10 protein-coding genes and 1 pseudogene are annotated in these 13,124 nt (G+C 73.3%); 3 read left to right on the forward strand and 8 right to left on the reverse strand.

The features are described from left to right. The 3 genes and pseudogenes from ND748_RS14450 to ND748_RS14460 all read left to right on the forward strand — a co-directional run. Positions 1-248 (forward strand): annotated as a pseudogene (locus tag ND748_RS14450) (NAD(P)-dependent oxidoreductase); the annotation flags it as partial. Next, the gene (locus tag ND748_RS14455) at positions 241-810 is read left to right on the forward strand and encodes a GNAT family N-acetyltransferase (protein WP_251746326.1); all 570 of its coding nucleotides are present in this window, start codon (positions 241-243) and stop codon (positions 808-810) included. The pseudogene ND748_RS14450 and the gene ND748_RS14455, both read left to right, overlap by 8 nt. A 436-nt stretch (positions 811-1,246) precedes the next feature. Next, a complete protein-coding gene (locus ND748_RS14460) occupies positions 1,247-2,320 on the forward strand; it encodes a nucleotidyltransferase (protein WP_251746327.1) in 1,074 nt (357 codons plus the stop codon). Positions 2,321-2,430: 110 nt separating this feature from the next. Here the strand turns inward: ND748_RS14460 and ND748_RS14465 are convergent, their stop codons facing one another. The 8 genes from ND748_RS14465 to dnaJ all read right to left on the reverse strand — a co-directional run bounded on the left by ND748_RS14465 (position 2,431) and on the right by dnaJ (position 12,994). Then, positions 2,431-3,858, reverse strand: a complete 1,428-nt coding sequence (locus tag ND748_RS14465) for a PH domain-containing protein (RefSeq protein WP_251746328.1) — start codon at positions 3,856-3,858, stop codon at positions 2,431-2,433. Further along, on the reverse strand, positions 3,855-4,340 hold the full coding sequence (locus ND748_RS14470) for a PH domain-containing protein (RefSeq protein WP_251746329.1): 486 nt from the start codon (positions 4,338-4,340) through the stop codon (positions 3,855-3,857). Before ND748_RS14470 ends, ND748_RS14465 begins: the two co-directional genes overlap by 4 nt. Before the next feature lie 106 nt (positions 4,341-4,446). Then, a complete protein-coding gene (locus ND748_RS14475) occupies positions 4,447-6,672 on the reverse strand; it encodes an MMPL family transporter (protein ID WP_251746330.1) in 2,226 nt (741 codons plus the stop codon). Positions 6,673-6,849: 177 nt separating this feature from the next. Beyond that, complete coding sequence (locus ND748_RS14480) at positions 6,850-7,845, reverse strand: pseudouridine-5'-phosphate glycosidase (protein ID WP_251746331.1); 996 nt, start codon at positions 7,843-7,845, stop codon at positions 6,850-6,852. Between the two features lie 59 nt (positions 7,846-7,904). Continuing rightward, entirely contained in the window at positions 7,905-8,336 is a 432-nt protein-coding gene (locus ND748_RS14485) for a TIGR03667 family PPOX class F420-dependent oxidoreductase (protein ID WP_251746332.1), read from the reverse strand. A 97-nt stretch (positions 8,337-8,433) separates the two neighbouring features. Then, positions 8,434-11,052, reverse strand: a complete 2,619-nt coding sequence (gene clpB / locus ND748_RS14490; protein ID WP_251746333.1) for an ATP-dependent chaperone ClpB — start codon at positions 11,050-11,052, stop codon at positions 8,434-8,436. Positions 11,053-11,249: 197 nt separating this feature from the next. Then, positions 11,250-11,717, reverse strand: coding sequence for a heat shock protein transcriptional repressor HspR (locus ND748_RS14495; protein WP_374215924.1), 468 nt, complete (start codon positions 11,715-11,717; stop codon positions 11,250-11,252). Between the two features lie 95 nt (positions 11,718-11,812). Then, positions 11,813-12,994 carry a molecular chaperone DnaJ gene (gene dnaJ / locus ND748_RS14500; RefSeq protein WP_251746335.1) on the reverse strand — a complete coding sequence of 394 codons (1,182 nt, stop codon included), beginning with the start codon at positions 12,992-12,994 and terminating at the stop codon, positions 11,813-11,815. Positions 12,995-13,124 lie beyond the last annotated feature (130 nt).

Here is a 13,124-nt window from a genome sequence, read left to right on the forward strand (position 1 = left end):
CCGCCGCCGCCCTGGTCCGCGGCCTCGGTGCGCGGCTCGTGGCCGGCGTCGACCCGCGCGCCCGGGTGGATCTCGGCGCGCTCGGCGTGCGCGAACTGACCCGGGACGCCGGCTTCTCGATCACCCGGATCGGCAGCCTGGCCGGCTGGTCGCCCGCCGTGCCACTCGCCGACGGGATGGACCGCACCGAGTCGTGGCTGCGGGAACGGGGCCTGCTCGGCGTCCGGGAACCGTCGCGCCGTGGGTGAAGGACCCACCCTCACCACCCCCCGGCTACTCGCTCTGCCGCTGACCGTCTGGAACGCCGGCTACGTCGCCGAGGAACTCGCCCCGGCGTTGGCCTTCACGGCGGTGGTGGCCCGGTCCGGCGGGCGCGGCGGGGACGGGGTCGGCCCCTACGGCGGGATCGTCGGCACGGATCCGCACGCCGCCGCCCCGGATCCCCTCGACCCGGCCGGGTCGCTGCGCCGCGAGCTGCGCCGTCGCGCCGGTGCCGGGCGGTCGGTGCTGACCTGGGTGCTGCGGCGACGGTCGGGGCCGGCGGCCGTCGGCCTGGTCGCCGCGGACACCCAGGGCCGCCGCGCCGTGGTCGGGGTGTCGATCGTGCTCGGCTGCCGGCGCGAGGGCTACGCGACCGAGGCCGTCCGCGCGGTGGCCGGCTGGTTCGAGTACCGCGGCGCTCTGGTGGAGACGCGGATTCGCCGCGGTGACGGGATCGGCAAACGCCTGGGGCAGGCGACCTCGTTCGTGCCCACCCCCGTCCTGATAGCCGACTGGTGGCGGATCTGGCTGCGCCCGCCGACGGGTTGATCGCCCTCGGCGTCACGGACCGTCACGTGGCCCGGTTGGGCGGCCGGCGGCACGGTGTGACCGCGGCCGTCCCGGCGTTTTCCCGCCCGGACCGGCCCGTTTCCTGGCCGCCGGACCGAAAGTGCCTGCCCAGCGTTGATTGATGGGCCTGTGCAATGTTGTGTCAGCGTTGCCGTGACAGTGGCCTCCTGTCAGCCGGGCGACAACCGTCTTCTCGTAATTTCGGCGGCATAGGGCGAGCGGTGGACACGCCGCGGTGGCAGCCCCCTGTTCAGACCGTGATGCCCTGGGGCACCATGTAAAGCGATGTCGCGACCGTTGGCCGACGGGCTGAGCGCGGGCGGGGCGTCCGGGGCGGTCCGTGGGAGGTCCGTCTCGCGTCCGGGGAGGGGAGCCCGAACGGTTCGGCGCTACCTGCGCCTGGGAGGTCAGCAGCATGAGCGTGGATACCCCTCGGGGGACACCGGCCGGAGTTCGGCCGGGGGAGGTCACCTACGACCACCTGATCATTCCGTCGCACTGGCGGCGGTCCAACGAGTCCACGCCGGGCGCGCCCAACGCACTGTTTCCATCGGAGGGCGGCGCGCCCACCCAGCAGGTCCCGCCACCGATCAATCCGACGACCGGGGCGATGACCGGTCCCCTGCTCGTCGGGACCACCGCGCGGGCCTTCGCCAAGCTGGATGACCTGATCCGGCTCAGCGCCGAGGACAAGGCCGTGATCGCCGCCCGGCGGGACGAGGCAGAACGGGCGCTGCGAGCGATCTTCCCGCCCCGGTGCGCACTGCCGCTGGTCGGCGTTGCGACGATCGGCTCGGCCGGCCGGGACACCATGATCCAGCCGTTGGACGAGGTCGACATCTTCGCCGTCTTCTCCGCCGCGAACAGCGCGTGGAAGCGGTTCCGCTGGGACTCGCGTGACCTGGTGCTCTGCGTGCGCAACGCGATCGGCGGCGAGCGGATCCAGACGATCGGCAGCCGCGGCCAGGCGCTGCGCATCGTCTACGACTCGCCGCCCGACGTGCACCTCGTCCCGGCGTTCGACCACCCCCGAGCCGGCTATGTCATGCCCGACCGGGTCGGCGGCTGGCTGCCGACCCGGCCCGAACGGCACACGAGCTGGACCGCGGACCTCGGCCCCCGGGTGATCTCGGCGGTGCGCCTGCTCAAGGCGTGGAACCGGGTGTGCGGCAGCCACCTGCGCTCGTTCCACATCGAGGCGCTTGCCGGGCAGGTTCTGGCCGGTCGCGGGCTCAACACCCGGCAGGGGCTGGCCGAGGTCTTCCGCCACATGGACGAGGTCGGTCTGGTCGCGGCGGACCCGGCGGACGTCGGCGGCGACCTGTCCGCCTACCTGCGCCCCGAGGACGTCGACGCTCTCGCGGAGACCATCCGGCTCGCCCGGATCTACTCGGCGAAGGCGGTCGGCGCGGAGCAGGCCGGGGACCACGAGGGGGCCGTGGCCCTCTGGGGCTCGGTGTTCGGCCCGGAGTTCCCGACCTTCGGCTGACCTGCCCCGGCCGCCGTTGCCCGGGCCGCCGTTGCCCAGGGCGCCGTTGCCCAGGGCGCCGTTGCCCGAGGCAACGGTCCTGCGGGCTGGGTTCCCGGCCGGCGGGGCCGTCAGGTCATCCACCGGTCCGGCACGGCCGCGCGGCGCCCCAGCCGGGACCGCTCGGCCTGGGCGGTGACGATCCGCAGCGCCTCGGCCCCGTCGCGCAGGCCGGCCCGCACCCGCACCGGTCCGCCGGTGGTGTCCAGGTGCACGTCGGCGAGGCGCAGCGCCCGGGCCAGCGGGTTCGCCACCAGGCGGATGCTCTGCACCTTGCCGTGCGGAATCAGATCGGTGTACCGGCGCAGCAGCCCGTGGCGCGCGATGAAGACCACGTCGTCGGCGCCGCAGGACAGCACCCGCCAGTGGATCGGGGCGAGCAGCGCGGCCCGTCGCGGCGGGCGGACCAGCTCGACCGCGGCCACGTCCACCCCGGGCAGCAGCTTGCCGATCAGCTCCAGCGCCTCGTCCCGGCGGGCCACCGGAAGCAGGACCGACGGACCGCCGCCGGCCACATTCATCCGGATGGTCACCCAGCCGCACGGGCGCCACAGCAGCGGTTCCCCGATACTGATCGCCTGGACCCGGCCCGGCGGGACGGTGGCATGGGCGCGCTCGAGCAACCCGCTGTCGATGCGCAGCCCGTCCGGCGACTCGGACACGGCGAACGGGTAACCGGCGGCAAAGATCCGGAAGGTGGTGTGCCAGAGCCAGCCGAGCAGCGGGATCGCGCCGAGGATGCCGGCGCGGGTGCCGGTGAGCAGCGACGGGGTGGCGATCGCCGCGGCCCCGAACAACGCCGCCCACGGCGCGGGCGACAGGGCGATCGCGGCGATCAGCCGCTTTGGCGGGACCTCGGCGAGGGGATGGAACGGCGCCTCGCCGACGTCGGGGGCGAGCCCGGCCGCGGTGGCGAGCAGCTCGGCGCGCAGCCGGTGGGCGTGCCCGACCGACAGGTACCGCAGGTCGGATCCGGAGTCGCCGCCGTCGGCGTCGGACCGCTCCCGGCGTTCCCGGCCCGCCAGGTCCAGGCGAAGGATCGCCAACCCGATCATCCGGGGGAGCAGCGGCTGGACGATGTCCACCGACTGCAGCCGGTCCAGCCGGACGTAGCGGGTGCGCCGGACCAGCAGACCGGTGTCCAGCCGCAGGCCGTCGCGATCGAGCCGGTACCGGGTGAACCGCCAGGCGCAGTAGCCGTAGGTGCCGGCGGCGGGGATCAGGAAGATCAGGGTGAGGCCGATGGTCCGGGCGGTGATGTCCTCGGCGAGGTTGCGCCCGACGGTCGCGGCGAACGCGGCGACGATCACCCAGCCGCGCAGGAACGGCGTGAGCGGATGCAGCCGGTGGAACCCGTCCGGCGCGGCCACCGGCGCGCCTGCCGGGAAGGCGTCCGGCGAGGCGCCGCCGCCCTCGGCAACCCCCCACTCGGTGGTCTCCCGCTGGCTGGTCTCCCACTCGGTGGTCTCCCACTCGGTGGTCTCCCGGTCGGTGGTCACAGCCCGGCCGACCGGGCTTCGCCGCGTTCCGTGAGGGCGTCGCGCAGGCGGGCGGCCTCCGGCGGAGGCAGGCCCGGGATGACGGCATCGCTGGCCGCCGCCGCGGTGTGCAGTTGCACCTTGGCGATGCCGAAGCGGCGGGCGAGCGGCCCGGCGGTCACGTCGACGAGCTGCATCCGTCCGTAGGGCACCACGACCACGCGGCGCACCAGGATGCCCCGGCTGATCAGCAGATCGTCCTCCCGTTCGGCGTAGCGCCAGGCCCGCCAACCCGCGCCGATGGATCGCCAGGCCAGGGCGGCCGCCAGCAGCGGGACGGCGGTGAGCAGGACCCAGGGCCAGCCGCCGACCGACAGCGAGATCAGCAGGGTGAGCGCCACCGCCGGGACGGCCCCGAGGACCAGCAGCGTCCGTCGCAGCCGCCGCAGCTCCGGCGGCAGGACCCGCCACTGTTCGGAATCCGGCAGGAGAGCGTCGGGCATGTCGCAACGATAGGTCGCACCCCGGACACGTCCGACTGGTTTGGGCCGAGTGGATGGTGGCCATCCGGGTAACCGAAGCAGGTCTCGCCCCGCACCGGCCGCGGGTCTACCCGGGATGGTGCGGTGTCCGCGGACGCGGCGGCGGTGCCGGCGCGCTGGCGCAGGGCGCCGGGGGCGGCCCACCGGTGGTGTTGTCCAGGCGAGCCAACCGGCTGGGCCACCAGATGCGCCGGCCGATGTCCAGCGTCAGCGCCGGCACGAGGATCGACCGCACGACCAGAGTGTCGAGCAGGACGCCGAACGCGACCACGAAGCCGACCTCGGCGAGCTGGACGAGCGGAAAGATGATCAGAGCGGAGAAGGTGGCGGCCAGCACGACACCCGCGGAGGTGATGACGCCACCGGTGACGGCCAGCGCGTGCAGCACACCGGGCCGAGGACCGATCCGCCCGGCCTCCTCGCGAACCCGGGTCATCAGGAAGATGTTGTAGTCCACGCCGAGGGCGACCAGGAAGATGAACGCCAGCAGCGGCAGCGAGGGGTCGGCGCCGGGAAAGCCGAAGATCCAACGGTAGGCGACGGCGCTCCCGCCGAGTGCGGCGAGGTAGGACAGCACCACCGTCGCCATCAGCACCAGCGGGGCAACGACCGCGCGGAGCAGGAACATCAGCACCACGAGCACGACCGCGAGGACCAGCGGGATGATCACCTGGCGATCCCGCACCGCCGCGTGCCGCACGTCGAGGTTCACCGCCGTGTTCCCCCCGACCAGCGCCCCCGCGCCCGGCACCCGGTGCACCCGGGACCGCAGCTCGCGCACGGCCTCGAACGACTCCGGGCTGTCCGGCTGGTCGCGCAGGACGACGACGAACTGCACCCGGTCGCCGGCACGGCCGACCTCGGCCACCCCCGCCACCCCCGGCGTCGCCCGGATCACGGCATCGACCTGGGACGCCGCCGGTGCGGCGGCGATGACGTAGGTCGGCGCCGAGACGCCCGGCGGGAAGTCCGCGGAGATCAGCTCGATGCCGCGCACCGACTCCACTCGGTGGCGGAAGCCCTCGTCCTGGCGCAGCGAGGTGTCCATCGTCAGCAGACCGACGATGAGCACGCCCAGCGCCAGCGAGGTTCCCACCCATACCGCCCGTGGGCGTCGGTCGATCGCCTCGCCGATCCTGACCCAGCGTCCCGGCTCCTCGGCGAGGTCGAACTCGCTGAGGTCCTCGTGGCCGGGGGCGGCGGGCGCGGCCAGCGCGTTGTCGTGGGCGGCCCGTGCCGCCGGCCCCCGCCGGGCCGTGTCGGTGACGGGGGGATGCTCCCCGAAGCGGGGGATCAACGGCCAGAACAGCCGGCGTCCGCAGAGGACCATCGCTGCCGGCAGCAGCGTGGTCATCGTCACCAGGGCGGTCGAGATGCCGATCGCGCCGACCGGCCCGAGCCCGCGATCGGAGGCCAGCACCCCGAACAGCAGGCAGAGCATCCCGATGACGACGGTGCCGGCGGAGGCCAGGATCGCCGGGCCGGCGCGCCGCATCGCCTCCCGCATGGCGTGGCGCGAATCCCGGTGGCGGGTGAGTTCCTCCCGGTAGCGGGCGATGAGCAGCAGGGCGTAGTCCGTGCCGGCCCCGAAGACGAGCACCCGCAGGATGCCCGAACTCTGCCCGTTGACGGTCAGCCCGCCGTGCCGGGCGAGCAGGCTGACGATCCCGGCCGCGGTCTGGTCGGCGATACCCACCGACACCAGGGGGACCAGCCACAGCAGCGGGCTGCGGTAGACGACCAGCAGGATCACGGCGACGATTCCCGCGGTGACGAGGAGAAGCCGGCTCTCGATCGTCCTGAACATCTGGAAGGCATCGGCGACCAGCCCCGCCGGCCCGGTGATCGCGGTCTCGGTCCCGGCGGGGGCGATCCGGGCGGTGATCCGGCGCATCTCGCGGACGTTGTCCGTGAACCGGGCGGCATCGTTGAGCTGGGCGAGGGGGATCGTGAGGATCAGCGAGCGGCCGTCGGGGGCGACGACGGGTCCGAGGATCGGCCCGGCGGCGAAGGGACGCAGCGCCGCACCGATAACGGTGGCGGCGGACCGGTCCGCCGGGGTCAGGCCCGTCGGCCTGGCCAGGACGACGACGGCCGGTACGGCGTCCTCGCCGGGGAAGTGACGCTGCGCCGCGAGCAGGCGGGTCGACTCGGCGTCCGCTGGGAGGAACGCGCTCGCGTCGTTCTTCTGGGCATCGGCGAGACGGAATGCCATCGGGCTGGCCGCCCCGCCGACCGCGAGCCACAGGACGATGACCAGCCAGGCCGAGCGGCGTCCGATCACCCACGACACGACCCGCCAGCCCCCTGTTCGGCAGTGCTACGCCCGTCCACCGGCAGGCGGCGCCGGATGGTGACGACCGCGGTGCCGCCGCGATCCCCCAACTCACCCGGCGTCGCGCCCCCGACGGAATCGTCGCAGCTCCGCGGCCCGGCTGCCGGCTACGGCCGGTGGCCACGGCCGGGCTGGCTACGGCCGACGCGCTCGCTCCGTGGCGGCCGGGTCTGTGGCGGCCGGGTTTGTGGCGGCCGGGTCCACGGGGGACCGGTCCGTGGCGGCCCAGGCAAGGGCGATGTCCGCCGCGACGGCGACGTTGTTCCGCACGGCGTTGATGTTGACTTCCAGGCTCGCTCCGGCGGTCTCTCGGTGGAAGGTCTCCAGGAGGAACGGGGTGACGGCCTTACCGCGGATGCCGCGTTCCTCGGCCCAGGCCAGGGCGGTGGCCAGCACCCGGTCGTGCAGGACCGGGTCGAGGGCCTGGTCGGTGGGCAGCGGGTTGGCCACGACGATCGCCGAGGTGAGTCCCAGCATGTCCGCCGCGGTCATCGTTGCGGCGACCTGGCTGGCGTCGCCGACCCGCCAGTCCAGGTCGTAGGCGGTGTGCGGCAGGTAGAAGCCGGGGAAGGTCGACGTCCGATAGCCGACGACGGTGATGCCCAGCGTCTCGAGCCGTTCGAGGGTCGCGCCGATGTCGAGGATCGACTTGACTCCGGCGCTCACGACGGTGATCGGTGTGGCCGCGAGGGTAACCAGATCGGCGGATTCGTCGAAGCTGTCCCCGGCACCGCGGTGCACCCCGCCGAGGCCGCCGGTGGCGAACAGCCGAATACCCACACGGGCCGCGAGCAGGGCCGTGGACGCCACCGTCGTGGCCCCGGTCCACCCGGTCGCGCAGGCGACCGGCAGGTCGCGCACGGACAGCTTGGCGACGTCGGTGTCGTCGGCGATACGGCGCAGATCCGGCTCGTCCAGGCCAACCCGGGGCACGCCGTCGATCACCGCGATCGTCGCGGGGGTCACCCCCCGCCCGCGCGCCTGCTCCTCCAGCTCCACGGCGACCTCACGGTTGCGGGGCCGCGGCAGCCCGTGCGCGATCAGCGTCGACTCCAGCGCGACCACCGGCGCCCCGGCGGCCAGGGCGTCCCGCACGGTCGCCGAGACCACAATGTTCGATCTGCCCGCCATGCGCCGACCCTACGTCCCTGCGCCCCCGCTCGATCGGCGTCTCCCGCGCTGCCCGCGGCTCACTGCCCGCGGGTCCGCTCGGCCCGAAACCGCAGCGGCACGCTGTACAACGTCGCGAATCGCTCGACCGAACCGAAGACGTTCTGCGCCCACTCGCTGTACTTCGCGAGGTACCCCGGGTTCCGATCCGCGGGCGGGGCCTGCGGGTCGGTGGTGAGCACGCCGGTGAGCACGACGAAGTCGCCGCCCCGGCCGTCGTCGTCGAGGTGCAGGGAGCTGCGCGGATTCGCCTGGATCCGGCTCAGCCGCCGCGCGGTGGGCTCGCTGTAGAGCTGGGCGCTGTCGGTGGCGACGTCCCACAGGAACCAGATCGGCGCCGGCTGCGGGGTGCCGGACTGGTCGGTGGACGTCAGCCAGGCGATCCGGTCCTCGCCGAGGCGCCGAGCGACCTTCGCCCCGAACGCGGTGTCGGGATCGGGAAGTACGGACATCGTCGGCTCCCACCCTTGGTGCGTAATCGCCAGAACGCGGCGATCGACCGCTGCTTACCGTAACCTCCGACGGGCTCCAGGTGAGCTGGCCGCCCCCTTACAGTGCCTTGGCGGCCGGCTTGACCGCGGCGGAGACGATCAGCCCGGAGCCACCGGGCACGGCGTCGACCTGCACGTCGTCGCCGTCGCGGACCTGCCCGGCGAGCAGTTCCCGAGCGAGCTGGTCGCCGATCGCGCTCTGGATGAGGCGCCGCAGCGGCCGCGCCCCGAACACCGGGTCGTAACCGACGTCGGACAGCCACCCCTTGGCGGCATCGGTGACCTCGAGGCCGATCCGCCGCTCCTGCAACCGGGCCCGCAGCCGGTCGAGCTGGAGATCGACGATGTGGGCCAGCTCGTCCCGGCCGAGCTGCTCGAAGACGAGGACGTCGTCGAGCCGGTTGAGGAACTCCGGCTTGAAGGCGTCCCGCACCGCGACCATCACCGACTCGCGCCGCACCTGCGGGCTCAGGGTGGGATCGGCGATGAACTGCGAGCCCAGGTTCGAGGTCAGGACGAGGATGGCGTTGCGGAAGTCGACCGTGCGCCCCTGACCATCGGTCAGCCGCCCGTCGTCGAGGACCTGCAACAGCACGTCGAAGACATCGGGATGGGCCTTCTCGACCTCGTCGAGCAGGATGACGCTGTAGGGCCGCCGGCGGATCGCCTCGGTGAGCTGGCCGCCGGACTCGAACCCGATGTAACCGGGCGGGGCCCCGATCAGCCGGGCGACCGAGTGCTTCTCGGCGTACTCGCTCATATCGATGCGAACGACCGCCCGCTCGTCGTCGAACAGGAAATCGGCAAGCGCCTTCGCGAGCTCGGTCTTGCCGACACCGGTCGGACCGAGGAAGAGGAACGAGCCGGTGGGCCGGTCAGGGTCGGCGATTCCGGCCCGGGCCCGGCGCACCGCGTCGGACACCGCCCGCACCGCGGCGTCCTGGCCGATCACCCGGGCGTGCAGCTCGGACTCCATCCGCAGCAGCTTCGCCGTCTCGCCCTCGAGCAGCCGGCCGGCGGGGATGCCCGTCCAGGCGCCGACGACCTCGGCGACGTCGTCCGGACCGACCTCCTCGTTGAGCATCGCCCCGCCGGGAGAGTCCGCGGCGGCCAGCGCGTCGGTGGCCTCGGTCAGCCGCCGTTCCAACGTAGGGATCATGCCGTAGCGCAGCTCACCGGCCTTCGCCAGGTCGAGGTCGCGCTCGGCGAGCTCCGCGGCGCGGCGCGCGTTCTCCAGCTCTTCCTTGATCTTCTGGACCTCGGAGATCGAATCCTTCTCCCGGTGCCAACGCGCCGTGAGGCTCGACAGCTCCTCGCGCCGGTCCGCCAGCTCGCGTTGCAGCCGCCCGCGCCGCTCCCGAGAGGCGTCGTCGTTCTCCTTCGACAGCGCCATGTCCTCGATCTCCAGCCGGCGCACTGCCCGCTCGAGCTCGTCGATCGCCACCGGGCGACTGTCGATCTCCATCCGCAACCGGGAGGCAGCCTCGTCCATGAGGTCGATCGCCTTGTCCGGCAGGAAACGGGCGGTGACGTAGCGATCGGACAGGGTCGCCGCGGCGACCAGCGCGGCATCGGTGATGCGCACCCCATGGTGCACCTCGTAGCGCTCCTTGAGGCCGCGCAGGATGCCGATGGTGTCCTCGACGGTCGGCTCGCCCACGAAGACCGGCTGGAAGCGCCGCTCCAGTGCCGGGTCCTTCTCGATCCGGGTGCGGTACTCCTCCAGCGTGGTCGCGCCGATCATCCGCAGCTCACCGCGGGCGAGCATGGGCTTGAGCATGTTGCCCGCGTCCATCGCGCCCTCGGCGCCGCCGGCACCGACCACCGTGTGCAGCTCGTCGATGAACGTGATGATCTGTCCCTCGGCCTCGCGGATCTCGTTGAGGACCGAGGTCAGCCGCTCCTCGAACTCGCCGCGCAGCTTGGAACCCGCGACCATCGAGCCCAGGTCGAGCGAGACGATCCGCCGGCCGCGCAGCGACTCCGGCACGTCGCCCGCCACGACCCGCAGGGCGAGGCCCTCGACGATCGCGGTCTTGCCGACGCCGGGCTCGCCGATGAGGACCGGGTTGTTCTTGGTCCGCCGGGACAGCACCTGGATCACCCGACGGATCTCCGCGTCCCGGCCGATCACCGGGTCGAGCTTGCCCTGCTGGGCCCGCTCGGTGAGGTCGATCGAGTACTTCTCCAGCGCGCGGTAGGACCCCTCTGGGTCGCGGCTGGTCACCCGCCGGGCACCGCCGCGGACCTTGTAGAAGACGCCGCGCAACGCGTCCGGACTCGCGCCGGCGGAGGTCAGGATGCGGCCGGCCTCGCCACCCTCCTCGGCGAGCGCGACGACGAGGTGCTCGACCGAGGTGTACTCGTCGCCCAGAAGACCGGCCTGCCGCTCGGCGTTGTCGAGCACGGCGAGGAGCTGGCGGGACAGCTGAGGGGCTGAGACGCTCATCCCGGTGGCTCTGGGCAGCCGGGACACGGCAGCCTCGGCCTTACCCCGGACCGCGTCGACGGAGGTACCGGCCGAGGACAGCAGCGCCGAACCGACGCCGTCGGGAGCCTCGAGCAGAGCGGTGAGCAGATGGAGGGGGTCGACGAGCGGTGACCCGTCGCCGGTGGCTCGACTGATCGCCGCGGCGAGAGCCTCCTGCGAGCGGGCGGTGAGGCGTTCAGCGTTCATGGCGGATCCCAGTGTGGTCAGGTGCGTGCAGTGTCATCCCTGTCAACGCTCAGCATAGCTGAGTCGTTCCCGCTCAATCCTGTTTCGCGTCCGCGCGTTCCGGAACGACGAAAGGGGCTCCTCGCGGCCCGTTCCTGGACCGGGAGAAGCCCCTGGGGTCGGCTGCCGCTCGGCCGGCGCCCTCGCCGGCCGAGCGGTCAGCGGCGGGGAAGTGGCCGCCATACCACGATCGCCCCACGGTCGACCGGGACGAGGTCGCGCCGGTGGCTGGCATGCGCCTCGGCCACCTGCCGCTCCGCGTCGACGCGAGCCCGGGCGAGTTCCTCGGCGAGCTGACGGACCTGCGCCTGCAGCGCCATCACCTGGGCGCTGAGGTGCAGGATCTGCCGAATCCCCTCAAGGTTGACGCCCTCCTCCTGGGACAGGCGCTGGACCTCCCGCAGCAGGGCAACGTCCCGGGCGGAGTAACGCCGCCCCCGTCCCGCGGTGCGTCCCGGGGTGACCAGCCCGAGCCGGTCGTAGGACCGCAGGGTCTGCGGATGCATGCCGGCGAGCTGTGCCGCGATCGAGATGACGTAGACCGGCGCGTCCTCGTCGTGGGCGGGGCCGGGCAGCGGACCAGTCGGGTAGTACCCCTCCGGCCGTACCTCGGTGGCCGAGACCATCGGGTCCACCGGTGGTCGGTCGCCCGACCGCCGTACCGAAGGCGTCCGCGCGTGCGGCGCGGCCGGCGGATCGGACGTGCGATTCGGACGCGCGGTCATCCCTCCGCCTCCATCCGTTCCGTCAGCAGCGCCCGGGGGTCCTCGGGATGGGCCTGGGCGAACTCGAGCAACGCCGTGCGCGCGCGCGGCGAGAGATCAGCCGGCTTGGGCACGGTCACCTCCAACGTCACGATGAGATCACCGTGTCCGCCACCCGCCGCCGGTACGCCTCGCCCACGGGCCCGCAGCCGCCGCCCGCTGGAGGTGCCGGCCGGCACCTTCACCGTGAGCGGCGCGCCGTCGAGGGTCGGCACCCGGACCGAGGCGCCCAGCGCCGCCTCGGTGATCGTGACGGGGAGCGTGATGGTCAGGTTGTTGCCCTCCCGGTCGAAGACCGGGTGACGAAGCACGTGGACCGTCACCTCCAGGTCACCCGCCGGGCCGCCGCGCTCCCCGGGCGTACCGCGGCCACGTACCCGCAGCCGCTGGCCATCGCTGACGCCCGGTGGGATGCGGATGCGCTGCTCGCGTTCGCGCCGACCGGAACCCCGACAGTCCGGACAGGGATGATCGATCATCGTGCCCTTGCCCAGACAGTCGCGGCAGGGCTCGGACAGCGCGAATCCCCCCTGGGAACGGGAGACCACGCCAAGCCCGCGGCAGGTCGGACAGGTTCGTGGGGTGGTCCCCGGCCGGGCCCCGCTGCCCTCGCAGGTGGTGCAGGTCGCGGCGCCGGGCAGGCGGACCGAAGCCTCCAGCCCGGTGAGCGACTTCTCGAACGAGACGGTGACCTCGGCCTCGATGTCGCCGCCCCGGCGCGGCCCGCGGCCTGGCGACGACCGCTGGAACATGTCGAAGAAACCACCGAGGCCGCCACCCGACCCGCCGAGGAGATCCTCGAAGTTGACGTTCGAGCCGCCGCCGTAACCCGTGCCGGGGGCACCGAAACCGCTGTAGCCGCCGGCCCGCCCACCGCCGACGCCGCCCGGCCGGCCGCCGGCCGCAAAAAGCGCCCGGGCCTCGTCGTACTCCCGCCGACGACTCTCGTCGGACAGGACGTCGTAGGCCTCGGACACCTCCTTGAAGCGTGCCTCGGCCTTCGCGTCGCCGGGGTTCTTGTCGGGATGCAGCTCCCTGGCGAGCTTTCGGTACGCCTTCTTGATGTCGGCCGCCGAGGCGTCCTTGGGAACGCCGAGAGCGGCGTAATAGTCCTTCTCGACCAGCTCGCGAACACTCACCCCCCCCCACCCCCCCCCCCCCCGCCCACCCCCCCCCCCCGCCCCCCCCCCCCCACGACCGGCCCCGAACCGGCCGGTCGGCGGACTCCCCTGCAAGCCGCTCTCCCCACGACGCCGGCCGAGGTGAGCC

Origin of the sequence: Frankia sp. AiPs1 (assembly GCF_023716945.1) — a bacterium.
Taxonomy (GTDB): domain Bacteria; phylum Actinomycetota; class Actinomycetes; order Frankiales; family Frankiaceae; genus Frankia.

Excerpts from the sequence above, each read along its gene's own strand:
- ND748_RS14460 (WP_251746327.1), top strand. The coding sequence starts at position 1,247 with ATGAGCGTGGATACCCCTCGGGGGACACCGGCCGGAGTTCGGCCGGGG.
- ND748_RS14470 (WP_251746329.1), bottom strand. The coding sequence starts at position 4,340 with ATGCCCGACGCTCTCCTGCCGGATTCCGAACAGTGGCGGGTCCTGCCG.
- ND748_RS14480 (WP_251746331.1), bottom strand. The coding sequence starts at position 7,845 with ATGGCGGGCAGATCGAACATTGTGGTCTCGGCGACCGTGCGGGACGCC.
- ND748_RS14485 (WP_251746332.1), bottom strand. The coding sequence starts at position 8,336 with ATGTCCGTACTTCCCGATCCCGACACCGCGTTCGGGGCGAAGGTCGCT.
- clpB (WP_251746333.1), bottom strand. The coding sequence starts at position 11,052 with ATGAACGCTGAACGCCTCACCGCCCGCTCGCAGGAGGCTCTCGCCGCG.
- ND748_RS14495 (WP_374215924.1), bottom strand. The coding sequence starts at position 11,717 with ATGGTCTCGGCCACCGAGGTACGGCCGGAGGGGTACTACCCGACTGGT.